Source organism: Lysinibacillus sp. JNUCC-52, assembly GCF_015999545.1.
In the GTDB taxonomy this organism is placed as follows: Bacteria; Bacillota; Bacilli; order Bacillales_A; family Planococcaceae; genus Lysinibacillus.
This window is the reverse complement of the sequence record NZ_CP065546.1, coordinates 220,309-246,778: the sequence shown is the minus strand read 5'-3', so window position 1 is coordinate 246,778 and position 26,470 is coordinate 220,309. Positions and strand designations below refer to the sequence as shown.

The following is a 26,470-nucleotide window of genomic DNA, read 5'->3' as shown; positions in this document are numbered from 1 at the left end:
TACATATACGCCTCCTAAAAATGATTTGCGACAAGCCGTAGCGTATACGGATGTTTAGGCTGCTCAAAAATTTCTGTCGCTTGCCCCTTCTCAACGATTTCTCCATCTTTCATCACTACTATGTTATTCGCTAGTGAAACAGCAACCCCTAAATCATGAGTAACCAGTATAATAGTTGTCCCTAGCTGCGCATGAAGTTTTTTTAATAATGTTATAAAGTGTTGTTGATGCAGCATATCTAGTGCAGAAGTTGGTTCATCTGCTATTAATATGTCTGGCTCATTATACAATGCACAAGCTAACATACAGCGTTGTAGCATACCACCTGACAACTCAAATGGATAGCTTTCTAATATATCTACTGATAAGTTTAACTCCTTTAATATAGCGGTCATTTTAGAGAGAAACCTCTCTTTGTCATCACCCACTCGTAAGGCAGTAAACATATACAATTGTTGTTTCATTTTTTGCGTAGGTGAAAAGCTATTTGTGGCATCTTGAAAAATCGTGAAAATATGCTTTGACCTTAATAACAACCTATCTTTTTTTGACATCGTCAGCATATTTTCCCCATTAAAGAAAACTGCACCCATTGCCTCAGTTTGCGGCGGGAGCATCCCTAAAATAGCTGATATTGTTGTGCTTTTCCCACTGCCACTTTCACCGATAACTGCGGTAATCTCGCCTTTCGGGACAGTTAACGAAATATTGTGGATGAGGTTTTTATCGTTCACTTGAACAGTTAGATTATCGATACTAAACATGGGATCGTTCTCCTCCTTGTTTGAAAGTGGTCCCGATCGCTTGTACACATAATATCGTCACAAAAATCAGTATTCCAGGAAAAAGACCGATCCACCAAGCCCCAACAAGTAAATCATTTTGCGCTGTGTACAGCATCGTTCCCCATGACGGGATTGCTGGCGGCACACCGATGCCTAAAAAGCTTAAAGACACTTCCGTAAAAATCGCACCTGCGAAGTTAAATATTGTCACGACAAAGATAGCAGGCACACTATTTCGTAATAAATGACCAAATAATATTTTCCATAATGGGGTACGAAACATTGTAGCCATTTGGACAAATTCCATTTCCTTTAAGCGAATAAACTCAGAGCGAACGATTCGAGCTGTAACAAACCAACCTGTGAAACCTATAATCATGGCCATTCGCCAAACACTTCCTTGCATAATTGCTTGCAGGGCAAGTACAATTACTAAGGATGGAATCGTTAAAAAGGCCTCCAAAATGCGCATCATAATGACATCAATGGCACCCCCAACAAAACCGCTAATACCACCGTAGATAATGCCTATAATGCTTGAAATTACGACTGACACTATGGCGATGAAAAGCGTAACTTTCCCCCCAACAAGTATCCGTGATAAAACATCTCTGCCTAGCTGATCTGTACCAAGTATATGTGTAAGATTTGGTGCTTCATAAATATGATTCATATCCATTGCATTTGGCTCAAAAGGTGCCAACAGTGAGGAGAAGATGGTAGTTCCTAATATAATGCAAAGAAGCGCAAGCCAAACGAGTGGCATCTTCCGTTGTTTTCTCATACTAATTTTCCTCTTCTCAATCTTGGGTTGATGCAAATCATTAAAACGTCGATTACAAATAAGCAAATGACCACCACAACACCAATAATCAGAATGGCTCCCATAAGTACAGGAAAATCCTTAACCATAACGGATTTCACAAGCAATGAGCCTAATCCTGACCAGCCAAAAAGTGTTTCAACTACTATGGAACCACCAAAGAATGAAGGAATCGTCACACCAATATAATTGATATACGGAATAACAGAATTCCGTAGTATGAGTTTTCTTATTTGTCGGTCTGGAACGCCATTTGCACGCGCAACTTGTACATAATAACTACGATTCTCTGCCTTAACACTGTCCTGTAAAAAGCGTGCGAATATGCCCACATGAGAAAATACTAAAACAATTAGTGGAAGCACCATATGGTTTAAACGATCAAGCCAACCTCCATTACCACGCACATCATTCATACCTGAAGAAGGAAACCAACCAAGCTGTACCGAAAAAATTATTATACAGACAATACCTAGCCAAAAAGGAGGAATCGCAGAGCTTGCTATACTAAAGATGGATAATCCTCTATCCAATAAAGAACCTTCCTTCATTCCTGCCCGTAAACCTAGCCAAGTAGAGACAATTGTAACGACAAATAATGTGAGCGCCACTAGCTGTAATGTGTTAGGTAACCTTTCTAATAAAATCGCTATGACGGGTCTTCCCTCTTTGGCAGAATAGCCTAAATTTCCTTTTACCGCTTCGCCTAACCAAGTACCATATTGTAGAAGCACTGGCCTATCTAAGCCAAACGCTTTTTCAATTCGTTGTTGCTCAGCTACTGTTAATGTTTGAGCATTGCCTCCATAATAAGCAGCAGCAGGATTGCCAGGTGCAGCATGCATAATGAAAAAAGAGAGGAAGCTCACGATAATGAGGACAATTGTCCCCATTATCACTCGCTTCCCGATCCACTTAGCGATCATTCCATTTCCACTCCTCGACATTCCATAAGAAGCCAGCACCGTGATGACCTAAAATACGCTCTTTCACACCACTAATATTTTTATTAATGCCATAAACAGCATCAACATAGGCAAAATAAGCGAACGGTGGATCTTCTGCTAGCTCCTCTTGTAATGCCATATAGACTTCCTTGCGTTTTTCAGGATCGACAGTTGTTCGTCCTTCATCAAGCAAAGCATCTACTTTTGCATTGGCATAGCTTCCATAATTGTAGCCCGCACTTGTTACGCTCGATTCACCCGAATAGAATAAACTATACGTATGGTGGTCCGCATCATATGGGCTACCCCATCCCACCATAAACGCTTCCGTTTCTTCAATCACGATATTGCTCCAATCAAGTGCCGCTACTTCTACCTCTGCCCCAATTTCCTTATAGCCTTGAGCGACATAATTCGCCATATTGACACGCACAGAATCTGTAATTGGTGCCGTAATGGTAAAGGCAAGCTTATTACCGTCCTTGTAGCGGAACCCATCGTCTGCTAATATCCATCCCGATTTTTCTAACAATTCATTTGCTTTCTTTACATCATAAGTATAATGTTCAATATTTTCGTTTACATAGGCATGCTTTTGAAGTGGCGAATAAGCTTCTGTCCCATACCCATGTAGGATGCCTTTAACTATGCCTGTTCGATCTGTCGCATAGCTCATCGCTTTTCGAACATCGACTTCTTGCCAAAGTGGATAGTTCATATTAAATAACACGCCACGATAATCGGCTGATTCTACTTCGTACATTTTTAATTGTTCTACTTTCGAAAGCTCTTCAACCTGATTCGGATCCAGTAACGCAATATCTAACTCGCCAGATTTCAGCTGCAATGCACGAACATTACTATCTGGAATAAATTTAAAAATAACTTTTTCAATAGATGCCTTTGTTCCGAAGAAAGAAGTGTACGCTTGAAGCGTTAGACTTGTCCCTTTATCCCATTTTTCAAACATGTATGGGCCAGCACCAATTGGTTCTTGGTTAAACGTAGCCGTTCTCATGTCTTGTCCTTCAAAGACATGCTTTGGCAAAATTGGCACTGTTAATTTATCTAACATTGGTGTAAATGGTTCATCCAATTGAATTGTCATTGTAGTATCATTTACTTTTTTCATCGCTTGGACATGGATGAAATCAGACTTTAAATAAGACCCATTTGCATCATCAAGAATGCTATCAATAGTAAACATAACATCGTCTACTGTTAATTTTTGTCCATCATGAAATGTCACGTCATCACGAATCAAAATCGTATATGTCAACAGGTCATCTGATATGTCAACGCTTTTTGCTATGTCATTTACTGGAGCATTATGTTCATCAAAGCGCATAAGACCTCTAAAAAGTAATGCATCTAAATTCGTTTCCTCTAAAATAGGATTTAACCCCGCAAATTCGGATTCTGATGCATAAATAAGCTCATTAGCCTTTGAGGAGGAAGCAGCGGATGGCTGTTTTCCCTCGCCTTGACTAGACACATTACTACAGCCCGCAAGACTAAGTATGAATAATAAAATAACTACTGAAAACTTTTTCAATTCTCTATCTCCTTCATTTACCTCAGAAATTTAAAGCAGTGATGCAACATGTTCAAACATGCGATTGATTTCTTTGTGAAGTGTTCGCTGCTCTTGTGAAAGCCATCTACAATGGATTGCATGATCTGTTAGTTTTGTAACACTTGCCTGAATCAAGCTTTCTTGTTGAATCATTTCCTGCAAATCTCGAATATTGAGCTGCTCAACTTTTGGAGACACTATCCATAAAGAGCCGATATAACGTGCCTTCTCCAGCAAACCAATTGTAGAAAGGTTCATTTCCTGTGGTTTAAACAGGAACGAATCAAATGCAATGAGCGCTTCCTCAACAAATATTTTGTATTTTGATTGGAAAGATTGATAATCAAAGAGTTCTCCTCGCATTTCTCTACCTGGGGCAATTATTTCACCCCATATTAATGTAGAGCTTTCTGTCATACGAATCGTTGTATTCACTTGGAATTTCGCTCGTTCAAAAGGAATAGTTACTTCAGGTAGCCATTCTAATCGTGCACCTTCTGCTAATTCCACCGTAATTTCCTGTATGCATGGCTCACCTGTGTGAGAAGGATAAATTTTTAGAGCAGATTGTTGTTGTAATTTCACTTGGCTTTCAGGCGCAAGTTTTACCGAGATGTCATTTCGATCACCCGCTACCATACCACCAGAAGATTCCATTATAAAAACGGTAGCAGTTGACTGATTCGCTGTGTATAACTCTCTACTTGCCTTTAATGGCGGTTGCTGATACACATGAACTAGTCGTGTAAAGCCCCTTCTCAGCTCAAATGCCATCTCTAATTTACCGTAATGATTTACTTTTCCTTGATTAAGCATTCACGTCAACTGCTTCGGCGCCTTCAAGTAACATGTGATGCTGAATCCATTCAACGACCTTATCGACATTAGTTTGTGAACGTACATCTGCAAAAATATATGGTCGTCCAGCACGCATTTTTTTCACATCCTGATCCATAATCTCAAGATCAACACCAACATGAGGTGCCAATGACGTTTTATTAATTAACAGTAAATCCGAACGTGTTAATGCAGGTCCACCTTTACGAGGAATATCTTGTCCCTCTGCAACATCAATTACATAAATATAGCCATGAACAAGTTCTGGACTAAATGTAGCCGATAAATTATCCCCACCACTTTCAATGAAAATAATATCTAAATCTTCAAAGCGTTTGTTCAAGTCATCAATGGCAGAAAAATTCATCGATGCATCTTCGCGAATCGCTGTATGCGGGCAACCACCTGTTTCCACTCCGACAATACGATCCTCTTCTAGAACACCATTAGTAATTAAATACTGGGCATCCTCCCTTGTATATATATCATTCGTGATTACCGCCACGTTATATTTTTCATGCATTGCACGTGTTAATTGATCTACTAAAGATGTTTTCCCAGAGCCAACTGGGCCTCCGATACCAATTCGAATTGGAGTCATTTATATCCACTCTCTTTCTATGAAATAAATAATCTTGAAAATAAAAATTCATGCTTCATCGATGCTAGTTCAATACTTAAAGCATTATTGGATAGGTCATCTATCGTTAATGTCATGACCTTTTCCGCTGCTTCCTCAATAGAGACAAGCAGTTTATTTAATGCTTGTACACCTGTATTTTGACCAAACGGCACAGCGCGTACAGCATTTTGTACTAATCCGCTAATGGAGGCATACATATATGTCATCACTGCATGATAGACATCTACACCGAGTGCTTCACTATAAATTGCATAAAGTACAGCGTAATGACCTTGCACCTTATCTTCTGCTAACTTTTCTTGCCATTGCAATAATAAGGGGCTGTCCATAAGTGGTGCCACTGTTCGTATAAATTGCTTGCCGACGTTGACACTAGCATCTCTCGATTCTTTAGCTAGCTTGATAGCCCCACAAAGTTCGTCAAGTTCTATTAGACGAGCAACATCGTGTACTTTTGCTGCATGAAACGCATCCTGAATAATTAAGGCGTCACCATGCACTAAATTATGAAATATATACGCTTGGCAATAATCTATTAATTGTTCCTTTGTGCGAATAACATCTTCTTGAATATACGTTTCCATCCCATATGAATGGGTATACGAGCCTATTGGAAATGCAGAATCATGAATTTGTAATAGACGCAATAACGAAAAATTAGTGAGCGTGTCCGCGGTATTTAAACGGTTGTTTAAATCGTCGTTCTGTCGTTTCATAGTTCACTCCTATTTCATCTAATAATGGGTTAATCGTATGATCAGCTCGTACGATGATTTCATTCTGTTCAATTAAGCAAGGTGTATGGCGATTGCCTAATTCAAATGCAGATTTCCCCATTTCATACATATCTTTCGGTGAAATGACGATAACTGGTTCGAGCTTTGTACGAATCGCAATGCGACGGCTATCATCCTCAAATAATAAGTCACCATATTGTAGTGGCTCGTCACCCTCTAAACGTAAAGCAATATCCGTGCCTTTATCAGTTTCTGTTCGAAGAATACGTTTGCTTAATTCTTCCCACTCAAGCTCAATCCACTCAGTCGCTTTATGTGCATGCTCTTCTTCGTTGGCAATATTGCCGATAATTTTTTCAATTAACATTTATGTTGCTCCTCGTCATCGAATTTTTTACTGTTCCTCTGATACTGTTACACACTCTCTATTTTTCTTTTAGAATAAGAAATATCGTTGTGCCATTGGCAATACATCCACTGGCTCACATGTAGCTAGCTCACCATCAATTTTTACTTCATATGTTTCAGGATTCACATCAATTTTCGGTGTAGCACTATTAAGCTTCATATCAGCTTTACTAATATTTCGGCAATTCTTCACTGTTCCTATCATACGTTTTAAACCTAATTTTTCTGGTAAACCCTCTTCTACAGCAATGCTCGGTAAAAATGTCATGCCACAATTTTGAGGGCCTTGTCCATAGAAGCCAAACGTCCGACGTCCTTTCATCGGCTGCGGTGTCGGAATGGACGCATTCGGATCACCTGTAATACCGTAAACTGCAATACCACTTTTTATGACCACTTCCGCTTTTACGCCAAAGAACGCTGGATCCCAAAGCACGATATCCGCTAGCTTTCCTTCTTCCAATGAGCCTACTTCATGGCTAATTCCATGCGCAATCGCTGGGTTAATATTGAGCTTAGCCATATAACGCTTAACGCGATAATTATCGTGATCTTTCCCTTCATCTTGCGGTAAAGGACCTCGCTGTTTTTTCATTTTGTCTGCCGTTTGAAATGTTCGTATTGTCACTTCACCAACACGACCCATTGCTTGTGAATCGGAGGACATAATACTTAAAATCCCTAAATCTTGCATAATATCTTCTGCAGCAATCGTTTCTGGTCGAATACGAGAATCGGCAAACGCCACGTCCTCTGGTACGTCATGCTTTAAATGATGACAAACCATTAACATATCTAAATGCTCATCAATCGTATTTGTTGTAAACGGTTTTGTAGGATTTGTAGATGCTGGCAATATATTCGGTAATGATGCCATCACTAATTGGTCTGGGGCATGGCCACCACCCGCCCCTTCCGTATGGAAAATGTGAATTACACGACCATCAATTGCATTAATCGTATCTTCTACAAATCCAGCCTCATTCAAAGTATCTGAATGTAATGCCACTTGAATATCATAGTCGTCAGCAACCATTAAGCTCTGGTTTAACGCAGCAGGTGTTGCTCCCCAGTCTTCATGTATTTTCATACCAATCGCACCCGCACGAACTTGCTCAATAATTGGCTCTGGATCAGATGCACTCCCTTTCCCAAGTAAACCAACATTTATTGGAAAACCTTCAACAGCTTGTAACATACGATGTAAATGCCATTCGCCAGCAGTTAAGCTTGTCGCTTTCGAACCAGCTGCAGGTCCTGTACCTCCACCAATAAACGTTGTTGTTCCCGCTAATAATGCTGTTTCTACTTGATCTGGACTAATAAAATGGATATGTGTGTCAATTGCTCCAGCCGTTGCAATTAAACCTTCCCCTGCATAGACCTCTGTACCAACGCCAATGATCATATCTTGGTCGACCCCGTCCATGCTATTCGGATTTCCTGCTTTACCAATGCCTATAATACGTCCATCTTTTATACCGATATCCGCTTTTACAATTCCAGTATAATCAATGATCATGACATTCGTTATAACAGTGTCAAGCACACCTTCATTTCGCGTATTCTTACCGTTTTGTCCCATCGAGACACGTAATGATTTACCACCACCAAATACGCCTTCATCTCCATATGTTGTATAGTCCTTCTCGATTTCAATCCACAAATCTGTATCGGCCAAGCGAACTTTATCTCCGACTGTTGGACCAAACATTTTCGCGTAAGCTTCATGTGTTACTTTCATTTGTCTTCCGCTCCTTTAAAGCCACCTTCAATTGCCTTATCTAATATTTCATCCTTATGATGAGTAGAGCCTTCTGTTAGCATATTTAATCCAAAAACATGTTGTTTGCCCCCAAACTCGACAAGCTCTACTTCCTTTTCTTCACCAGGTTCAAATCGAACTGCTGTACCTGATGGAATGTTAAGATGCATTCCGATGGCATCTTGTCGATTGAACTCTAGAAATCTATTGACTTCGATAAAATGAAAATGGGAGCCTACTTGAATCGGGCGATCTCCTGTGTTCGCAACGAGTACTTTTTTTGTTGCTCTACCTACATTAATTTCGATAACATCATTTTTTGGTCTGATTTCTCCAGGAATCATTATCAATTCCTCCTTTACTGAATAGGACGGTGTACAGTAACAAGCTTTGTTCCGTCTGGGAAAGTACACTCTACTTGTACATCGGAAATCATGTCGCCAACACCCTCCATAACATCTTCTGCCGTTAGAACATGTTTTGCATCACTCATTAATTGAGCAACGGTTTTTCCATCTCGAGCACCTTCCATAATGTAACTACTTATAAGTGCTACAGCCTCTGGATAATTCAGCTTTAATCCACGCGCTTTTCTTTTCAGCGCAAGTTCTCCTGCCACATGGAGGAGTAATTTTTCTTGTTCTACTTGTGATAGCTTCAATCCAATCTCTCTCTTTCAAAAATTCAGAATTATCTTTCTATAATGATTCTAGATAAAATATGGGCTTTCAATTTTCTTACAATTTAGTTTTACTTACAGTTTGTTTTTTCATATAAGTTATGAATTCGCTGGGATTTGCGAAGGTTATAGAAGTGACATGTTGACCCGGCGAATGCGGGTTGCAATAGTTGAAGTGTGTTAGAAGAGGTAACAGTTAGTCTATTATAAGAAACAATATTAAAAAATTCAACATTTTTATTTGTCTGTCAACTTACAAGTTTTCTGAATAAAAAGTAAAAAAAAGAGACTATTTCACAAAAATAAATTACTTTTGTGAAACAGCCTACTATGTCTGTGTTTGAAACATTTAAAAAATTATATTAAAAAACTTATATTTTTATTTTAAAGAAGTATTTATTGACGCAAAATTTCTCGTCTAATCATTAAACTACTTGAAATCGATTTGTAACCTTTTGCAAGTCATCCGCCTGAATCGTTAACTCCTGTGAAACTTGATTGACTGCTTGCATAGATGCCGTTTGCTCATCCATCGATTGTAACACCGCTTCCGTGTAATGAGATAATTTATCCATACCACCAGCAATATTGGTTACTAATGTGGCTACCTCATTTGCACTGCCCGATAAATGTTTGGCAGTAGTCGAAATATCTTCGAGTTGATTCGTCATTTGGCTCACATGATTTGAAATGTTGCCAAAAGATTTTGTTGCTTCATCAATAACATAAACACCTTGTTGGACATTTTTTAAATCTTCCTCAACAGCTACAGCAACTTGTTTCGTATCGCTTTCAATGCCTACTACAAGATCAACAATTTGAGTAGCTGAATGTTTAGATTGCTCTGCTAAATGACGAACTTCCTCTGCAACTACCGCAAAGCCTTTGCCATGTTCACCAGCTCGTGCAGCTTCGATTGCAGCATTTAAAGCTAGTAAATTCGTTTGATCTGTAATAGTTGTAATCATTTCTGTCATTGCTTTAATATCTGTCATTTTATTTGTTAACTGTTGCATTAATCCACTCGTTTTATCTGTGGAAGAAGATATAAACTCCATTTGTTTTTTCGCAACATGCAATATTTCTGCTCCGTTTCCTGCGATATCATTTGCTTCTTTAGCATGGTCGTAAACACCTTGTGTTGCAGTTGTAATACGTTCAATGCCGTCTACCGTGTGCTGCATCGCAATAGCACTATTATTAGCAGATTGTGCAGCTTGTTTTAATCCAGTTGACGTCTTCTCCATTTGATGGTCTACCTCTTTTACAGCAATCGTAATGTCATTTGTACTTGCTGAAAGTTCCTCAATACTTGCAGATAAATCTGTCGAGCTGTTCGCAATTGTTTGCGTCATCGTACGAAGTTGTTCTTTCATCTCATGAAAGGCTTTAGCTAACTCTGATATCTCACTTTTGTCATCTGTAGCAATTGTAACTGAATCAAATTCCCCAATTGTAATCGCTTTCGCAGCATTTGATAATTGGTTAATTGGTAGAATTACTTTATATTTGACATAGAACATATAAGATAAAGTAATCGAAATACCAACGATTGTTAAAATCGTAGAAAGCCAAGCAAAAGATGTTAAATTGGCCAAATCAATAATTAATACAACCATCATAATTAAATTTAATACCGAAAAACCGATAATGCTTTTTTTTCGCAAACTCATACTAAATTCCCCCAACTATAATATTACTATAATACCATTATTATAGTTGATTTAGTCTAATAATCACAGAAAAACGCCTACTTTTTATTTAAGAAATGAAAAAAAGCTGAGGACAATTTACTCCGCTGACTTTTTTCAAAAAAATTTAAAAATATGTCTTTCAATAAGAAAAGGCATCAAGAGTTCACTCCTGATGCCTTCTATCAACGCTATACATATTATACATATAGCAAAGGACGTACAATATTATTTTAATTTCATCATACTAGAACCAGCAATACCTGGGTGTGTCATTTCATAAGGATCTAAAATTAAATCTAATTGTTCTTTTGTTAAAACACCTGATTCAATACAAAGCTCACGAATCGAACGTCCTGAAAGAATCGCTTCACGTGCAAGACGTGCTGCTACTTCATAGCCAATATGTGGGTTCACTGCAGTAAGGACACCAACACTTTTTTCTACATATTCCTTCATGCGCTCTTCATTTGCTTCAATATCTTTTAAGCAGTTTTCAGTAAATGCACGGAAAACATTATTCATAATGCTTATAGATTGAATTAAGTTAAAGACAAGAACAGGCTCCATAACGTTTAACTCTAATTGACCAGCTTCAGATGCTAAAGAAATCGTATGGTCATTACCAATTACTTGGAATGCTACTTGGTTAAGCACTTCTGGCATAACAGGGTTTACTTTACCAGGCATAATAGATGATCCTGGTTGGCGTGCTGGTAATATAATTTCACCTAAACCTGCACGTGGACCAGATGCCATCAATCGTAAATCATTAGCGATTTTAGACATATTAATCATACAAATTTTAAGTGCACCTGACACTTCAGTATATGCATCTGTATTTTGTGTAGCATCTACTAAATGTGTAGCACCTTTTAATGGCAAGCCAGAAATTTCAGCAAGATGTTCGTCTACTGATTTTATATAATCTGGGAAAGCATTTAACCCTGTACCAACAGCAGTTGCCCCCATGTTTACATCATATAAATTTGGACGTGTTTGTCGAATACGGACAATATCACGGTTAATTACACGACAATATGCTTCAAACTCTTGTCCTAAACGAATCGGTACTGCATCTTGTAAATGCGTACGTCCCATTTTAATGACATGTGCAAATTGTTCTGCTTTTTGATGGAATACAGCTTGCATGTTTTCCATTGTAACAAGAAGTTCATCTATCAAATTTAAAACAGCAATATGAATAGCTGTTGGGAAGGCATCATTTGTTGATTGTGACATATTAACATGACTGTTTGGGCTAATCGTTTGATAGTCGCCTTTTGCTTTACCTAAAATTTCAAGTGCACGGTTCGCAATAACTTCATTTGCATTCATATTAATAGAAGTGCCTGCACCACCTTGGATTGGGTCTACTAGAAACTCTGCATCCCATTGACCATCGATGACTTCTTGTGCAGCCTTGACAATTGCCTCTCCAATTTCTGTTGATAATAGGTGTACTTCCATATTACCTAGCGCAGCAGCTTTCTTAACTATTCCCATTGCTTTAATAAGTGCTGGATGAATTGTGTAACCTGTAATCGGGAAGTTTTCTGTTGCACGAAGCGTTTGAATCCCATAATAAGCTTCTCCTGGTAATACTCGTTCACCTAAAAAATCTTTTTCTATACGTTGTGTGGACATTATTGTCGTCTCCTTTGAAGTAATACTCACACTGATAGTAGCTAATAAATGCCGTCTTGTAAACAGTCAGTTCGCCATAATGCAAAAGTTTTTTTTAATTTTGACGATAATCAACAAAAACCGAGCGCAATTCGTACGCTCGGTAGCATTATTATTTCGTTGAAGAAACAGTAAAACGTTTATTAATATTTTGCGGATTTTCAATTTCATCTAATACAGCAATAGCGAAATCACTGTAGCTGACATAACTTTCACCCGATGCATTTACTAATAGATGATCGTTCCCAGTAATGTAGCTACCTGTACGTGGTCCTTCAGGATCAAACATCGCAGACGGACTTAAAAATGTCCAAGTAATACTGGATGCTTGTAAATCAGTTAAATTTTCACCTTGATTTTTTGCAGTTGCAAAGAACATTTCTGGAAAATCTGGTGTATCCATAACTCGAATAGTTTTCTCTGGATCAACAAATAAGCTTCCTGCCCCACCGACAACAAATAGTTTTGTTGTAATGCCATTAAAAATATTAATTAAATGACGACCAACTTTCACATGCAATGCCTCTTGTCCGAAAGGTGCCCCAAAAGCATTCACAACTACATCAAAGTCTTGAACGTCCTGTTGTGTTAAATTCAATACATCTTTTTCAATCACTTTAATATCTTCTTTTACTTTGGAAGCTGAACGAACAATAGCAGTTACTTCGTGGCCACGTTGTAATGCTTCCTCTACTATTTTTTGTCCTGCTTTCCCTGTTGCTCCAATTACCCCTATTTTCATTTTAAATTCCTCCTCAATTCTATTGTAACCATTTTAGTTACAGGTTAATCACAGTAAGACCGACCTCGTTTTACATTAACGAAGTTGATCTAGCACATCTTGTAACGTTTGTGCTTGTAACTGTTTTTCCATTGCATGCCAAACATCTATATAAACGGCTTCTAACGTATGCTGAATTTTTCGACCAACCGCACATGCTGGGTTTGGCTCATCATGAATTGCAAATAGTTGTTCAGGACCATCAATTGCACGATAAATAGTTAATAACGACAAATCTTTTGGTTCAAAAACGAGCCCATAGCCTGCAATTCCTGACTGCGATGTTAACAAACCAGCTCTTTTTAATACACCGATCATTCGTCGCACGACTACTGGATTGGTATTGACACTACCAGCAATATAATCAGATGTTAGCTGACTTTTATCAGATGTTGTAGCAATGAGCGAAAGTATATGGATAGCGACCGAGAATCGACTATTCACCATATGAATCACCACCTGTTGTAACTATTATAGTTACAGGTTGAGATAATCACAAGTATTTTGCTCTTATCATAACCTGTTCATTCTTACTGAACACAATACATGTTGAGAAATCTAACTACCCCTCTTATATTTTTGACACATAAATAACTAGCTCTTGTTGGATTTGCCCATTTTCTTCATAAAAATCTAAGTTATGAAATTCATATTTAAAATGGCCAACAGGAAACGTCACGCTCTCCCCTTGAGCTGCAGCGAGTATACCAGCCACATCATGTGACACTATATGTAAAAGTTCCATCCCTGAAATCGTTTCAATAAAAAATACGTTCATTTAAAAACACCTCCTTAGCCATTATAGCTTAGAAGGTGCTTGGATTTATAGCGTTAATTAAGTTGAGTCTCTATACTCGCCTAGGGAAGGCTTTTATTAAAATATTACTTTTCCATGTGTCGTAGCTTCTGTAAATTTACTGGACTGACTAGCTGAAACTCCAAATGACCAAGAGGTAAAGTTAATAGAAGGAGAAATTTGCCAAACGGATTCTTGGTGCAAATATTTACCAAATGCATCTATTTGAGTTGGAATTGCAGAAGTTAATCTATCTACTGTAAATTATGAAAATGCAGATAAAGTTAACACTTTTTCACTATGACATGCATAAGATTTCATAATATCATCAGGTAAATCAATACTTAAAGGATAACCAGTTGGACCTTTTGTCCAAGAATTACTACTGCTAGAATAAGTTTTTACTAAATGTTTCGTTTTATTACATGAATGTCTTACTGACCAACTTTGCTGTCCATATTGTGAACCAGGAGTAGGAGACCAGAAGGCACTGTTAATACTTGTCCCTATCACATCTATTTTTCTATTTTTCGGCATAATATGCCATGTAATAGCTGTTTTTACTCGATATTTTTTCTTTGCTTCTAAAGCAACTATAGTTGTTGTAACTGTTTTATATGAAGTTGTACTTTTATCAATATCTTTTTTATGTAGCGCATTCCTTTTTACAATAGATTTATTTGAAAAAAAGCCCCTATTTTCTTTCTCTTCTTGTAATTGAACTTCCTTAAAATAAGTCTCCTCATCAAGTTCGATAATTAAATTGATTAAATCTTCCTCATTAAAAATATCATTTTCTATCACTTTTAAAAATTTTGTACTAGTTGCAACAACTTTAATATTTCTTCTTGAGTAAAACCAAGAGACTCAAGATGTTCCATTTGCTCTGCACTTAAATTAGAAGCTTTCACTTGAATTTCTCCCAAATTAAATCCTATGAAAATAATCATAATAAAGATAAAAAATAATTTTTTCATATTGGTTTCCTCCTTGTTTTTTTTCATAATTAAATGATAAATTATAAAAAAAAATCAGTAAAAGGATTTTCTATAAAAAAGGAGGATATTTAGTATGAAAATCAAATTATTATTAATCGTAATATGCTCATTTTCACCATTACTATTATTAGGACTTTTCATTTACGGAAATGCTTATTATAACGACTATCATCTAAAATCATCCGAAACGACAGTGAAAGATTTTATAGAGGAATTTATCGATAGTAGCATACAAATAATGCATTTTGAACGAATAGAAGAAACCAATATGTGGCTAGTACAATTGAAAATTAACGATAGTAAATATGGTCATGCACGTTTTAATAAAGGTTGGAATGGTAAACTTAAATTTATTTATTTAGCAACAGATCCCACAGTAACTTATCGAGAACATAAAACAAATAAAGGCAACTATGGCACACTATATGTACACGAACTAGACAGTAATGTTGCCAAAATCAAATTGACACCAAACTGGAAGAATTTCGAAAAAGAAATTGAAGTTGATACAGTCGCTCCATTTATGAAAACATTTAAACTACCTGAAAATGTAGAAGATACTTTCCCAGCAATGTTTACTTTTTATGATAAAACTGGAGAAGTCATTTATGATTACTCGAAACATGGTTAAGATTATGAGCGTTATTTCAATCATGGAAGGCGCTTACATTTCAAGCTATTTATAGCCATTCAGCCGTATTTCTTCAACTATTTGCATCATTTTCACTAATTGTTCTTGTGTTAAAGTTGTTGAAATGTTTAAGCTATCGTGTTGAGTCTGCAGTTCTTTTTCCAACGATGCTGGTTCTTGTATATTTTTCCTCAACCGACGAACTTTTGCTTTGTTTGTCGTTTGAAGCATTACTTTTTCTATCAACACAGCCACCCCTAAACATTTAATTAGAAAATATTCCTATTAATACCATTAACACTATAATAGACGTACCATTACTTAACCATCCGACTTCTTTCCTATTTCTTTCAATAGATGGATCGATTTTATTCGACTATTCAAAAAAGCAGCAACCATTTTGGTTGCTGCTTTCTTCTATTAAACCGCAATTGGTGCTTTAATTGCTGGATGTGGATTGTAGCCCTCGATGGAAAGATCCTCAAGTTCTATTTCGAATATTGACGTTTTATTTGAGTTTATTTTCAAGGTTGGTAGTTCCCGTGGCTCACGTGAAAGCTGTTCTTTCACTTGCTCTATGTGATTTGCGTAAATATGCGCATCGCCGATACTATGAATAAATTCGCCAACTTCAAGCCCACATTCATGGGCAATTAAATGTGTTAATAATGCGTAGGAAGCAATATTGAATGGACAACCAAGCAATGTATCAAGACTTCTTTGCATTAATTGACAGCTTAACTTCCCGTTTGCTACATAAAATTGGAACATGACATGACATGGTGGCAAAGCAGCTTTACTCCCCTTTGCACCTGCATTAATGACATCTTCAGGATTCCAAGTATTCACAATAATACGTCGTGAATCTGGATTATGTTTAATTTGGTGAATGACATCTTGTAATTGATCAATACTTTCCCCATTTGATGTTGTCCAATTACGCCATTGCTTGCCATAAACATTGCCAAGATCTCCGTATTTTTTCGCAAAATCATCATCCTGTACAATGCGGTCACAAAACGATGTCAACTCTGCTTGATATAACGCATTGAACGCTTCATCCATTAGACAACGTCTGCCGAAATCAGTCATATCAGGACCGCTATATTCATCGGATTCTACCCATTTTTTAAATGCCCATTCGTCCCAAATATGATTATTGTTTTGTAATAAATAGCGAATATTTGTATCGCCTTTAATAAACCAAAGAAGCTCGCTTGCTACAAGTTTAAATGGAACACGCTTTGTCGTTAATAGTGGAAATCCTTTATTTAAATCAAAGCGCATTTGATAGCCAAAGACACTATATGTGCCTGTTCCAGTACGGTCGTCCCTTTTAACTCCATTTTCTAATATATGTTGTAGTAAGTTTAAATACGCAGTTTCTGGATGCGTCAATTTGTCACCAGCTCCTTCAAATATGCTGTTGAACATTATACCATCTAACGGTAGTAAATGAACGCTCAAATAAAAAGAAACGACATTTTAACTCCAACATTAAAATCTGCTATTTTTTTCTACTTCTCTTTAACAAACTAATTACATGTCTGAACCCAATGTTTTATCGTGTAATTCTTTAGAAATTTCATTTTCTGTAGCAACGAAAAACATCGGTAACAGGATAATTGATACAAGGATAGGACCAACAATAAATAACAAATCAATACCAGGGCTAAAAAAGAGTCCAAATGCAGTCAGTAATCCAGACATCACTAAGAAAGTAATTTGAGCAATAACAATTAACAACGGTATGAGTTGATATAAGTAGTTTAGTTTTCTAAATTGATGCATATTTTCTGGATGCTGAAGAATTCGTTTTTTCAAACGTCTAGATAAAATCAAGCAGGCAAAAATTTGCACGATAATAAAGCTAAAATACATAATACTGCGTAAAATCATTTGTTGTTTTTCAATTGCCCCATCGAAATGGGCAACGCGTTGCTGTAACAGTTCATTCACTGCACCATTATAGATGTATTCACGTTCACTCAAATATGTTAGTGGTTGGACAAATCCAAATGTTGACCATTCTTTAGCATTGATTTGCCAATTTGTTAATTTACTTGCCATAATACGCAATTGAATAGACTCATCTTCACTAAACATGCCAACTAACGTGCGATAGGGTATTGACAATTTCAATTGACCATCTTGTTTTTCTTGAAACAAATCTCCGATAAAAAATGTATAGGCAACATCCTTTTGATTCGTTTCAAAATGTGCACCTTCCACTTTCCAATGATTTGCTAAAGAGGCTTCGATATCATTTTTCATCTCATTATATGGCGTATTGTTATGTAGCTGTTTAGGAATTTTATAAACAAAATGATTGTCACTTCCAATAATACAAATATCCACTTCAACTGGCGTTTCAACAATAGTTTTAGCCATTGTTGTTATCGGATACACTGCGATGGCGACTAAGAATAATAGGATTAGTGTTAGCACACATCTTTTCATGTAGGCTCCCCTTTCCTTCACACAAGCTAGATTCACATTATCACAGCTTTTACCGAAAATACTATTTCGTTATTCCGAAAAAATGTTAGTGGTTTTCCGAAACGTCTTCTTTCGGTATTCCAAAAAACCCAAAAATTAGGGATAATATAGTTGATACTTATTGATGAAACGAGGCATTTTCATAATGATTATGAAAAATAAAGAGGATATACTATGCACAAATTAACTTCTAGTATTTTTATAACCTACTTACTTATTGGCATTTATGTACTTGTTGTTGCCATCCGTGCCCCTTTTATTAACATTTCAGTCGATACGTCCAATGAGCTACCTGTCATAATTGATCCTTATTATACAAGTTGGGCTCAACAACAAAATATTGAACGAGGAGACATTATCCTGAGCATCGATCAACAATCTGCGAAAGGTTTTAAATCTTTCCAACAAGATACATATATTCCTAGCGCAAATGAACTGTCGATTTTAAAATTAGACGGCACAGTACATACAATTAAAGTATTACATCGAGAGCTTCCTGAAGAGTTTTATACGCATATAGTTTTTCCGATGTTTTATTTCATGCTTTGTTTTGGTGTTGCGTTCTACTTATGGCAGCATAATAAAGACAATTTTATTACCAAGTTACTTATGCTATTTCTTTTAACATGTTCTTTAGCTTATACGAGCACAGGTGCTTCAAGTCGAGGGAATGGAATTGGGATGATCGTAAATGGTATTTGTATCGTTTTATGTTTAGTATTAATCATTCATTTTTTACAACAATATTTTCGCTATTTACATATTAAATGGTCATATTTTGATACAAAGTGGCTCTATTTTATTCCGTTAGTCATCATACCTTCTTGTTACGTCATTGAATTATTTGTGCCACAGTTTAGGAATATCACACCTAATATTACGCTCAGTTTATTTGCTTTACTAATTCTATACGCTACTTTTATATTGCTCACTAGTTATTTACGAACACGGTTAGCAAAAATACGATTAATTGCCATCTCATGTATTATTCCATTTTTACCTTTTTTACTATTATTTGTTGTACCTGAGATTTTAGGTAATAACACAATCATACAGCCCGAAATAAGTGTTTTATTTATTTTGTTTATTCCTTTTTCTTTTATATTCATTCAGTTAAATGAACGATTATTTGATATTGAGTACCAATTATCACGATTTCGCTACTATTCATCCCTTGCCTTTTTTAGTTCACTAATCATAACGACAGTCTTAGCAATATTGCTATTTTCACAGCTTACAATTGCAATGTTAATTGTTGTATTTTTCGTGCTTTTCGTAGGCTTTATTACAAGCTTCTATATAAAAGAACAACTTGATTTTAAACATCGAAAAATTATATTTTCTTCTTCTGGTGATTATGTACATAATTTATATGCTGCTGTTAATCGTATTGGTAATGCAAAAAATCAACAGGAATTACTTAATAAGCTTAAAAGTGAAATTACCGAGAAACTTGGTACGACAGCATTTACCCTTGAAACAATAACCGAAGATGTTCAATTTCCACAAGGTGGCATCCAAATTGAGAACCAAATGACACAACTCCTTATCCATGATACAGTGGATGAAAAGATTCTTATTCGGATAAGACACACTCTACAAAAAGAAGAGCTACTTTGGTTGGAGTTACTTGCTTTATATGTCTCTATGTTTATCGACAATTTAAAGCATATCGAAGATTTAGTACGCGATATTCAACACATGAAAGACACAAATAACACCCAACTTCCTTGGCTCGATAAATTATTATGGAATATTATTGAAAAAGAAAAAAGTATCCTTGCCCAGGAGTTACATGACACTATTTTACAGGAGCAGCTTCATTTAGCGAGGGAATTAGATGTTATCGCAAGCTCCCCTATTATCGAAGAAAAAAAAGTTTTAAACATTCGAGAGCAGCTTATTAATGCCACGAAAGATTTACGTGAGTATTGTGAAAATCTAAGCCCACCATTACTCGATACGTTTGGTTTAGAAATGGCTTTAAAAAAACTTGTCCAAAAAGTAAAAATTCGTGCTAACTTTCTATTGAATACTCAAATTGACCGTGTTCAGTTTCAAGATGCAACTTTACATTTAGTCGTTTATCGGCTAGTTCAAGAACTGCTTAATAATGCGATTAAACACGCTGATGCATCAAAAGTTTCACTTAAACTATTTGCGATAAATAATGGTTTTGTTCTCCAATACGACGATAATGGAATCGGCTGTAATATTGAAGATTTAATGCAATCATCCGCTTCTATGGGCATTAATGGGATTCGCGAACGTGTTCGAGCGTTTAACGGAGAAATGACCATTACCTCCAAACCAAATGATGGCATGCATGTCTTTATTCAAATTCAAGAGGAATGTGAGGAACCATAAAAAATGATTAAAATATTGATTGTAGATGATCATCCTGTCGTATTAGACGGAACGAAAACATTATTACAAGACTTGGAAAACGTTCATATTGAAACAGAGCAAGAAAGTGCTAATGTCGCTTGCCGAATGGAGGCTCAATCATTTCAGCTCTTTTTAATTGATATTAATATGAAACCAATAAACGGAATTCAACTTGCTGAAATGATTAAGAAAAAACAGCCTGAAGCTCTCATTATCCTTTATACAGGCTACGAATTATCCGATTATTACGAGCTACTCATTGAAAAAAAAGTGGACGGTCTATTATCAAAGCTTGCTACGAAAGAACAAGTCATTCAAACAATTCAAGCTACTTTACGCGGCGAGATTTTATTATCCGCTGATTTTTTGGACTTTGTCAAACAACACTCGAATCGTTCTAATGCAAAACAGGAAGTGTTACTAAGTCATAAAGAACAAGAAATTTTACAGCTTGTAGCACAAGGTTGTACAAATAAAGCCATCGCCTCTGCAATTGGCGTTACCCAGCGTACTGTAGAAAATTATTTATCAAAACTCTTTGTCAGATTACAAGTGGAATCACGTGCTGAGGCGGTAATTGTTGCGAAGGAAAAAGCATGGATTGACTGAGTCATTTATGATACCTTAAATTTCGCATAAAATTACATAGTATTTAATAATGTGATAAAGGTTTAAAATCCATTCATTTTATCGTTTTTTATTAACAAAATAGGTTCTTTATACCTCTTTTCTTTCAGTAAATGGGTTTATCCTTATACTTAGAAACAATATTATGTAATTTTTTCTTACTAAAAAACGGCATTTGCTGGATAAATGTATGAATCTGTTATATAATGAAAGTAATAATTAAATTACTTCATCGTAAACAATGAAACCACGTATTCAATAGTAACGTGTTTTTGGGATCTTCTGATTATGTGTTTATTTATACAGAATGAAGGAATATGATTGTTGAATTTATTTTTGGAGGTTTTTTAAATGACTCAAGGTACAGTAAAATGGTTTAACGCAGAAAAAGGTTTTGGCTTCATCGAAGTAGAAGGTGGAAACGATGTATTCGTACACTTCTCTGCAATCCAATCTGAAGGTTTCAAAACACTTGAAGAAGGACAAAAAGTAGAATTCGGCGTTGAAGAAGGTAACCGTGGCCCTCAAGCTACAAACGTTGTAAAACTTTAATTCTTTTTCAAGAATTAACAGTTCAAACTACAAGAGACATCCTTAATGGATGTCTCTTTTCATTTGTAAATATTTCTCTATGCGTAAGAATGGAGACCCGCAATGACTAAGTTAACGAAAACTTGATTAAAAACAATAATACCAAAACCGATGATAGATAACCATGCAGTTTTCTCCCCTTCCCATCCTTTGGAAAGACGTAAATGTAAAAAAGCTGCATAAAATAAAAATGTAATTAGTGCCCATACTTCTTTAGGGTCCCACCCCCAATATCTTCCCCAAGCAATTTGTGCCCAGATCATTGCAAATAATAAGCCACCTAAAGCAAATAATGGGAAACCTATCACAACAGCTCTATATGAAATTTCGTCCATTAATGCTGGCTGTACACGTTTTGACAGTGGCTTTAATAAAACGATAACTCGCTTTCTAAAGATGATTCGTATGAGTCCATATAAAATAGTCCCCACGATAAATGCCCAGATAATAGAATTTAACTTTTTTGCATCTATATTCTGGGGTACTTTCAATAATCCAATAGAGTCTCCACTATCCTTTAATGCTCCTTTATTGACAATAAGAGGTGTCATCGAATAAATAACCTTTTCTTCCTTGCCCTGTGCATTTTCAAATTGGAGATGTACGTCATTCTTTATTATATTAAATGCAGTCGATACGCCACTAAAGCCGATGACAACAAGCAAACAGTACATGACAAATTCTAACGAAATCGTACTAAGGGATCGCTTTTGAACATCCAATGTTTTTAGTAAATAAATTATTCCCGTGGCAAATGAGATAGATAAAATAGCACTTGAAAAGGCAACTGTCATCAAATGAATTGTTAACCAATTACTTTGTAATGAAGGGACTAGCGGTGTCACCTCATTTGTAAAAACGCTTCCATAGCCGAGAATGATAAGTACTACAGGTATAGCAAATAACCCTACGACAATTTGCTTATACAAAAAATGTATGATAAGAAAACTAGCCGTTAACATAATGCCAAAAAACGTCATAAACTCATACATATTACTTACAGGCGCATGCTTGACTGCAATCCACCTTAAAATAAAATAGCATAATTGCAAAACAAAGGCGGAATATGTAAGGATAAGACCAAGCCTTTTAAACGTCTGTCCAGACGATTTTACTGCTAGTCCAAATGGGAAAATGGCGATTAACAATAAAATAAAGGCGCCAAATAGCGAATTCCCACTCATACTTAAAATTTTTTCTGTTTCCAACATAACGACCTCCAACATCCTTTTTTGGTAGAAGCTGTGAATGCCTCTTTATAAAAGAACGTAAACCGTTATATTAAGTGTCCACTTTCTACTGTAAAATCCTTCTTTTAATGGTGTATGTTACAAAAATGTGGCGAGACAAGAAAAAGCAGACGGATAGAAGCAGGATTATAGCTCCTTTTACACCTTCTTGGACATCCAATGAAACCGACATTTGGTACCCATCACTTAAAAAAAACACATTCATCATTCCATGTAATATAGCGACTGGCATAATAGATTGTCCATATTCTCGGAACAATGAAAGTATTAACGATATCCCATATAGCAGTAACAAAAAAATAATTACCCCTAAAAATGGCATATTATAAGATTTATAAAATAGTGCAATTGGTAAATGCCATAAAGACCATATGGCACCTGTTATGCAAGCGGTTTGCCACAAACCGTAATACTGACGCAAATAAAAATGAAAATTTCCACGCCAGACAATTTCCTCTAATAATGCTGAAAGTGTACTAATAGTAAGACCAATGAGTATTAAGGGAAAAAGATCAGCTATGCTCGTTACAAGAAATGTCCCACGATTTGTATATAGGAAATATAAATGAATGCTGCCCCCCATGAGAATGGGCATTACAATGCTTGCTAATAACCAATTCCATTTTGGCTTTTTAAAAGCAAAGGAATAAACAATAGGTAGGCTTGCGCCTATTTTTTGCATAAGAAAAACGGAGAGGAGTGGAATTATCATTGTAAGCCCAATCAAGCTTCGCCCATTAGAAAATGTCAGTAAAAATAGATGAACTAAAGTAGTAAGAATGTATATACATAATGTAGTTTTTATCACTAAATAATTTGACAAAACTTCAACTCCTTATCATGTAATTCATCATTTCAAAAAAAAAACCAACTTTTCACTAACGTAAAAAGTTGGTTTTGATAAAGCAGACATGCCTCTATCTACATATTACCAAAAATTATATTTTAAGTCTATTTCTTTCTTTAACTATGTGGGAAAATAAACATGCGCAAATAAAACATAACGTTATGGAAAATAAATCGGAGGTTTTACATGCAACAGAATATTTATGATAACCCCAATTTTTTTAAGCAATACCAACAATTACGAACATCCCCATTCAATTATAATCAATTACTTGAACAGCCAGCATTTAAAGCATTACTGCCTAATCTACATGACTTACAGTTACTTGATATCGGCTGTGGTATGGGAGAATTTGCAAAGTTCTGTATTGAAAACAAAGCGCGCCATGTAACTGGGATAGATGTATCGAAAAATATGCTTGCTGTTGCTAAAGCTGTACATGCACATCCAAACATATCTTATTGTTTACAATCATTTGAAGAATTTAATGCACCAGAAAATAGCTTTGATTGTATCACAAGCTCACTCGCACTACATTATATAGAGGATTTCGAAGCAGTTATTACTAAAATATCGTCAATGCTTCGTGAAGAAGGTATTATCATTTTTTCCATTGAACACCCGATTGTCACAGCACGCAAACAAATGGATAATTGGATTTTCGAGGAGGATGGTAATGTAAGTCATTATGCAATGGATAATTATCAAGCGGAAGGTATGAGAAAGCAAACATGGTTAGTGGACGGTGTTATTAAGTATCATCGGACGTTATCTACGATACTTAATACTTTAATTGCGCATGGACTCACTATCGAAAAAATTGAAGAACCTATCCCTTCGCTTGAAGCCATTCAAGCACTACCGAAGCTCAAAAAAGAATTACGCAAACCCTCTTTTTTATTAGTTAGAGCAAAGAAAAAAGCACTAACTGAGTGACAGGCACTCAAACAATTATGAATTTTCTAAACAATTGACAGAATAGCACAAGTTGTAAGTCGCAACAATCCACGCATAGCGCGGGTTGCGGCATACACTGTGCCCGTGGAAAACGAAATAAATAAGTGACAGGCACTCAAACAATTTTTTTCTATTTCAATTCACTTTTGATTTAAAGTAAATAATTTCAGGATCACCATCATCTAAGTTTTCAATATAGCCACTTCTCTTAAATCCAGCTAACTCAAAAACTTTTTGCATGTGCAAATTTGATTGATTTGTAGAGGAGAAAATTTTAAGTGTGGGAGCCATGTTGACAAAATGAGCTAGTAAAGATGTAGCCACCCCTTTTCTTCGTTCTGAAGGCTTTACAATAATTAATGAAATAAAACTACATTCAAAAAAATTAGTCGTATAAATTAAAAATCCTGCGATCCCTCTGTGCGTTCTTTGAACAAGGCATCGTTTTTCTTTAATAGCAGTTATTATCATTTCTTTTCTTGAAAATTCCCCTACTACTTCCTTATCCATTGTACAGAGCGCATCCACTTGCTCTATATTCGCCTGCATTATTGGCATCTTTTTTTTCACCCTTCATTCATCTGACAGATTGTAAATCATAACGCATTACTTTTAACTCATCGTCGTTAATCCCTACTGCATTTACACCTTCATCTATAAAACCACACTTTTTATACAATGCCTGTGCAGCAGTATTCGGAAAATTCACACCTAAAACTAGTTCGTTTATGGTAGGAAAATATTGTCGTACAAATGAAGGCAATAATTGTAATGCTTCAGTTGCATACCCCTTACCCTGTTCATAAATGTCTGTTGAAAATGCGCGGATTAATAAAGCTCGCTCATTTTGAGTATAAGGTCTTACTCCTTCTTTTTCGTGAAGAACAAAAAAAGTAACAAGCTTCCCTTCCTTCAACGCTAAAACCGCATGTCGACTTTTATCGGTTTTAACTAGTTCAATACTTGCCTGAGGGGACATTGTATAACAAAGCTGCTCTTCAGATAATGTATATTGCTCAATCAGTGGACTATCTGATGCTTCATAAAATTTTAGGCGCATTTTATCCCTTCTTTCATTTTCTTTCAAACAATTCTAACATATTTTAACAATTAATGGCAAAATAGAAAAACTTCAATTTACTAAAAAATCACACACGCTTACGTTGTTTTTGCATTTAATTACTTTAAATTCCAATATATGATATTATTATACTATTCAAATTAAAGGAGAAACGAATATGATTGCGCTCAAAGCAGTAGAAACGTATGGAACTAACTAATTTCAAAGGGATGTAAAACTTACTCTACAGCCCTTAAACATGGGAGAATTAATATGGAACAATATTTTAAAAACTTTCTTAATGGGCAATCAATTATATTAAAGCAAATGGCATCTTCTGATTTAGAAGAATTTATAAAAGTGGAGAGTGAAAAACATACACTATTGCTTGCTAATGATGACATTCCTTTCCCACATACTGTAGAAGACCATACCTCATTCTTTCAAAGTATTAGTGGAAAAAAATAA

The 26,470-nt window shown here is 36.0% G+C and carries 31 protein-coding genes; 6 read left to right on the top strand and 25 right to left on the bottom strand.

The features are described 5' to 3' along the window. Positions 1-14: 14 nt before the first annotated feature. The 18 genes from JNUCC52_RS01475 to JNUCC52_RS01390 form a co-directional block, all read right to left on the bottom strand. The gene (locus JNUCC52_RS01475) at positions 15-764 is read right to left on the bottom strand and encodes an ATP-binding cassette domain-containing protein (protein ID WP_337981136.1); all 750 of its coding nucleotides are present in this window, start codon (positions 762-764) and stop codon (positions 15-17) included. Next, complete coding sequence (locus tag JNUCC52_RS01470) at positions 757-1,569, bottom strand: ABC transporter permease (protein ID WP_337981135.1); 813 nt, start codon at positions 1,567-1,569, stop codon at positions 757-759. Before JNUCC52_RS01470 ends, JNUCC52_RS01475 begins: the two co-directional genes overlap by 8 nt. Then, entirely contained in the window at positions 1,566-2,534 is a 969-nt protein-coding gene (locus JNUCC52_RS01465; RefSeq protein ID WP_337981134.1) for an ABC transporter permease, read from the bottom strand. The genes JNUCC52_RS01470 and JNUCC52_RS01465 overlap by 4 nt, the downstream gene beginning before the upstream one ends. After that, positions 2,524-4,110: an ABC transporter substrate-binding protein gene (locus JNUCC52_RS01460; protein ID WP_337981133.1), complete on the bottom strand. Its 1,587-nt coding sequence runs from the start codon at positions 4,108-4,110 to the stop codon at positions 2,524-2,526. Before JNUCC52_RS01460 ends, JNUCC52_RS01465 begins: the two co-directional genes overlap by 11 nt. Positions 4,111-4,140: 30 nt before the next feature. Beyond that, complete coding sequence (locus JNUCC52_RS01455; RefSeq protein ID WP_337981132.1) at positions 4,141-4,947, bottom strand: urease accessory protein UreD; 807 nt, start codon at positions 4,945-4,947, stop codon at positions 4,141-4,143. Beyond that, complete coding sequence (gene ureG, locus JNUCC52_RS01450) at positions 4,940-5,569, bottom strand: urease accessory protein UreG (protein ID WP_172771643.1); 630 nt, start codon at positions 5,567-5,569, stop codon at positions 4,940-4,942. Before ureG ends, JNUCC52_RS01455 begins: the two co-directional genes overlap by 8 nt. 17 nt (positions 5,570-5,586) lie before the next feature. Then, the gene (locus JNUCC52_RS01445; RefSeq protein WP_337981131.1) at positions 5,587-6,327 is read right to left on the bottom strand and encodes an urease accessory protein UreF; all 741 of its coding nucleotides are present in this window, start codon (positions 6,325-6,327) and stop codon (positions 5,587-5,589) included. Next, complete coding sequence (locus JNUCC52_RS01440) at positions 6,269-6,715, bottom strand: urease accessory protein UreE (RefSeq protein WP_172771644.1); 447 nt, start codon at positions 6,713-6,715, stop codon at positions 6,269-6,271. The genes JNUCC52_RS01445 and JNUCC52_RS01440 overlap by 59 nt, the downstream gene beginning before the upstream one ends. A gap of 69 nt (positions 6,716-6,784) precedes the next feature. Continuing rightward, positions 6,785-8,500, bottom strand: coding sequence for an urease subunit alpha (ureC, locus tag JNUCC52_RS01435; protein ID WP_337981130.1), 1,716 nt, complete (start codon positions 8,498-8,500; stop codon positions 6,785-6,787). Next, positions 8,497-8,865 (bottom strand): urease subunit beta, encoded by a 369-nt coding sequence (locus JNUCC52_RS01430; protein ID WP_172771646.1) that lies wholly within the window; start codon positions 8,863-8,865, stop codon positions 8,497-8,499. Before JNUCC52_RS01430 ends, ureC begins: the two co-directional genes overlap by 4 nt. Before the next feature lie 14 nt (positions 8,866-8,879). Then, entirely contained in the window at positions 8,880-9,182 is a 303-nt protein-coding gene (ureA, locus tag JNUCC52_RS01425; RefSeq protein ID WP_172771647.1) for an urease subunit gamma, read from the bottom strand. Positions 9,183-9,625: 443 nt separating this feature from the next. Then, a complete protein-coding gene (locus JNUCC52_RS01420; RefSeq protein WP_337981129.1) occupies positions 9,626-10,873 on the bottom strand; it encodes a methyl-accepting chemotaxis protein in 1,248 nt (415 codons plus the stop codon). A gap of 246 nt (positions 10,874-11,119) precedes the next feature. Continuing rightward, positions 11,120-12,538, bottom strand: coding sequence for an aspartate ammonia-lyase (aspA, locus tag JNUCC52_RS01415; RefSeq protein WP_172771649.1), 1,419 nt, complete (start codon positions 12,536-12,538; stop codon positions 11,120-11,122). 151 nt (positions 12,539-12,689) lie between these two features. Then, the gene (locus JNUCC52_RS01410; RefSeq protein WP_337981128.1) at positions 12,690-13,319 is read right to left on the bottom strand and encodes an NAD(P)-dependent oxidoreductase; all 630 of its coding nucleotides are present in this window, start codon (positions 13,317-13,319) and stop codon (positions 12,690-12,692) included. Between the two features lie 75 nt (positions 13,320-13,394). Further along, on the bottom strand, positions 13,395-13,805 hold the full coding sequence (locus JNUCC52_RS01405; RefSeq protein WP_172771651.1) for an Rrf2 family transcriptional regulator: 411 nt from the start codon (positions 13,803-13,805) through the stop codon (positions 13,395-13,397). A 124-nt stretch (positions 13,806-13,929) separates the two neighbouring features. Then, entirely contained in the window at positions 13,930-14,136 is a 207-nt protein-coding gene (locus tag JNUCC52_RS01400; RefSeq protein WP_172771652.1) for a thymidylate synthase, read from the bottom strand. Positions 14,137-14,418: 282 nt separating this feature from the next. Continuing rightward, entirely contained in the window at positions 14,419-14,958 is a 540-nt protein-coding gene (locus JNUCC52_RS01395) for a hypothetical protein (protein ID WP_337981127.1), read from the bottom strand. 2 nt (positions 14,959-14,960) lie between these two features. Continuing rightward, the gene (locus JNUCC52_RS01390) at positions 14,961-15,131 is read right to left on the bottom strand and encodes a hypothetical protein (protein WP_337981126.1); all 171 of its coding nucleotides are present in this window, start codon (positions 15,129-15,131) and stop codon (positions 14,961-14,963) included. 94 nt (positions 15,132-15,225) lie between these two features. On the opposite strand from JNUCC52_RS01390, the gene JNUCC52_RS01385 reads away from it, so the two are divergent. Then, entirely contained in the window at positions 15,226-15,783 is a 558-nt protein-coding gene (locus tag JNUCC52_RS01385) for a hypothetical protein (RefSeq protein WP_337981125.1), read from the top strand. A gap of 45 nt (positions 15,784-15,828) precedes the next feature. On the opposite strand, the gene JNUCC52_RS01380 is transcribed toward JNUCC52_RS01385, so the two are convergent. The 3 genes from JNUCC52_RS01380 to JNUCC52_RS01370 form a co-directional block, all read right to left on the bottom strand. Continuing rightward, positions 15,829-16,029 (bottom strand): hypothetical protein, encoded by a 201-nt coding sequence (locus tag JNUCC52_RS01380; protein WP_337981124.1) that lies wholly within the window; start codon positions 16,027-16,029, stop codon positions 15,829-15,831. A gap of 174 nt (positions 16,030-16,203) precedes the next feature. Continuing rightward, positions 16,204-17,181 (bottom strand): thymidylate synthase, encoded by a 978-nt coding sequence (locus JNUCC52_RS01375; RefSeq protein WP_443136908.1) that lies wholly within the window; start codon positions 17,179-17,181, stop codon positions 16,204-16,206. Positions 17,182-17,322: 141 nt separating this feature from the next. After that, positions 17,323-18,243 carry a hypothetical protein gene (locus JNUCC52_RS01370; protein ID WP_337981122.1) on the bottom strand — a complete coding sequence of 307 codons (921 nt, stop codon included), beginning with the start codon at positions 18,241-18,243 and terminating at the stop codon, positions 17,323-17,325. 213 nt (positions 18,244-18,456) lie between these two features. On the opposite strand from JNUCC52_RS01370, the gene JNUCC52_RS01365 reads away from it, so the two are divergent. From JNUCC52_RS01365 to JNUCC52_RS01355, 3 genes are all read left to right on the top strand, one after another. Continuing rightward, a complete protein-coding gene (locus JNUCC52_RS01365; RefSeq protein ID WP_337981121.1) occupies positions 18,457-20,649 on the top strand; it encodes a sensor histidine kinase in 2,193 nt (730 codons plus the stop codon). 3 nt (positions 20,650-20,652) lie between these two features. Beyond that, positions 20,653-21,279, top strand: a complete 627-nt coding sequence (locus tag JNUCC52_RS01360; protein ID WP_337981120.1) for a response regulator transcription factor — start codon at positions 20,653-20,655, stop codon at positions 21,277-21,279. A 369-nt stretch (positions 21,280-21,648) separates the two neighbouring features. Next, positions 21,649-21,849, top strand: coding sequence for a cold-shock protein (locus JNUCC52_RS01355; RefSeq protein WP_010859201.1), 201 nt, complete (start codon positions 21,649-21,651; stop codon positions 21,847-21,849). 77 nt (positions 21,850-21,926) lie between these two features. On the opposite strand, the gene ccsB is transcribed toward JNUCC52_RS01355, so the two are convergent. After that, entirely contained in the window at positions 21,927-23,099 is a 1,173-nt protein-coding gene (gene ccsB, locus JNUCC52_RS01350) for a c-type cytochrome biogenesis protein CcsB (RefSeq protein ID WP_337981119.1), read from the bottom strand. Positions 23,100-23,184: 85 nt separating this feature from the next. After that, positions 23,185-23,961 carry a CPBP family intramembrane glutamic endopeptidase gene (locus JNUCC52_RS01345; protein WP_228134066.1) on the bottom strand — a complete coding sequence of 259 codons (777 nt, stop codon included), beginning with the start codon at positions 23,959-23,961 and terminating at the stop codon, positions 23,185-23,187. Between the two features lie 210 nt (positions 23,962-24,171). On the opposite strand from JNUCC52_RS01345, the gene JNUCC52_RS01340 reads away from it, so the two are divergent. Further along, entirely contained in the window at positions 24,172-24,921 is a 750-nt protein-coding gene (locus tag JNUCC52_RS01340; protein ID WP_337981118.1) for a class I SAM-dependent DNA methyltransferase, read from the top strand. Positions 24,922-25,077: 156 nt separating this feature from the next. Here the strand turns inward: JNUCC52_RS01340 and JNUCC52_RS01335 are convergent, their stop codons facing one another. Together JNUCC52_RS01335 and JNUCC52_RS01330 are read right to left on the bottom strand one after the other, a co-directional pair. Beyond that, on the bottom strand, positions 25,078-25,512 hold the full coding sequence (locus JNUCC52_RS01335) for a GNAT family N-acetyltransferase (protein ID WP_337981117.1): 435 nt from the start codon (positions 25,510-25,512) through the stop codon (positions 25,078-25,080). A gap of 7 nt (positions 25,513-25,519) precedes the next feature. Then, complete coding sequence (locus JNUCC52_RS01330; protein WP_337981116.1) at positions 25,520-26,002, bottom strand: GNAT family N-acetyltransferase; 483 nt, start codon at positions 26,000-26,002, stop codon at positions 25,520-25,522. A gap of 273 nt (positions 26,003-26,275) precedes the next feature. Between JNUCC52_RS01330 and JNUCC52_RS01325 the strand changes: the two genes are divergently transcribed. Next, on the top strand, positions 26,276-26,470 hold the full coding sequence (locus tag JNUCC52_RS01325) for a hypothetical protein (protein ID WP_337981115.1): 195 nt from the start codon (positions 26,276-26,278) through the stop codon (positions 26,468-26,470).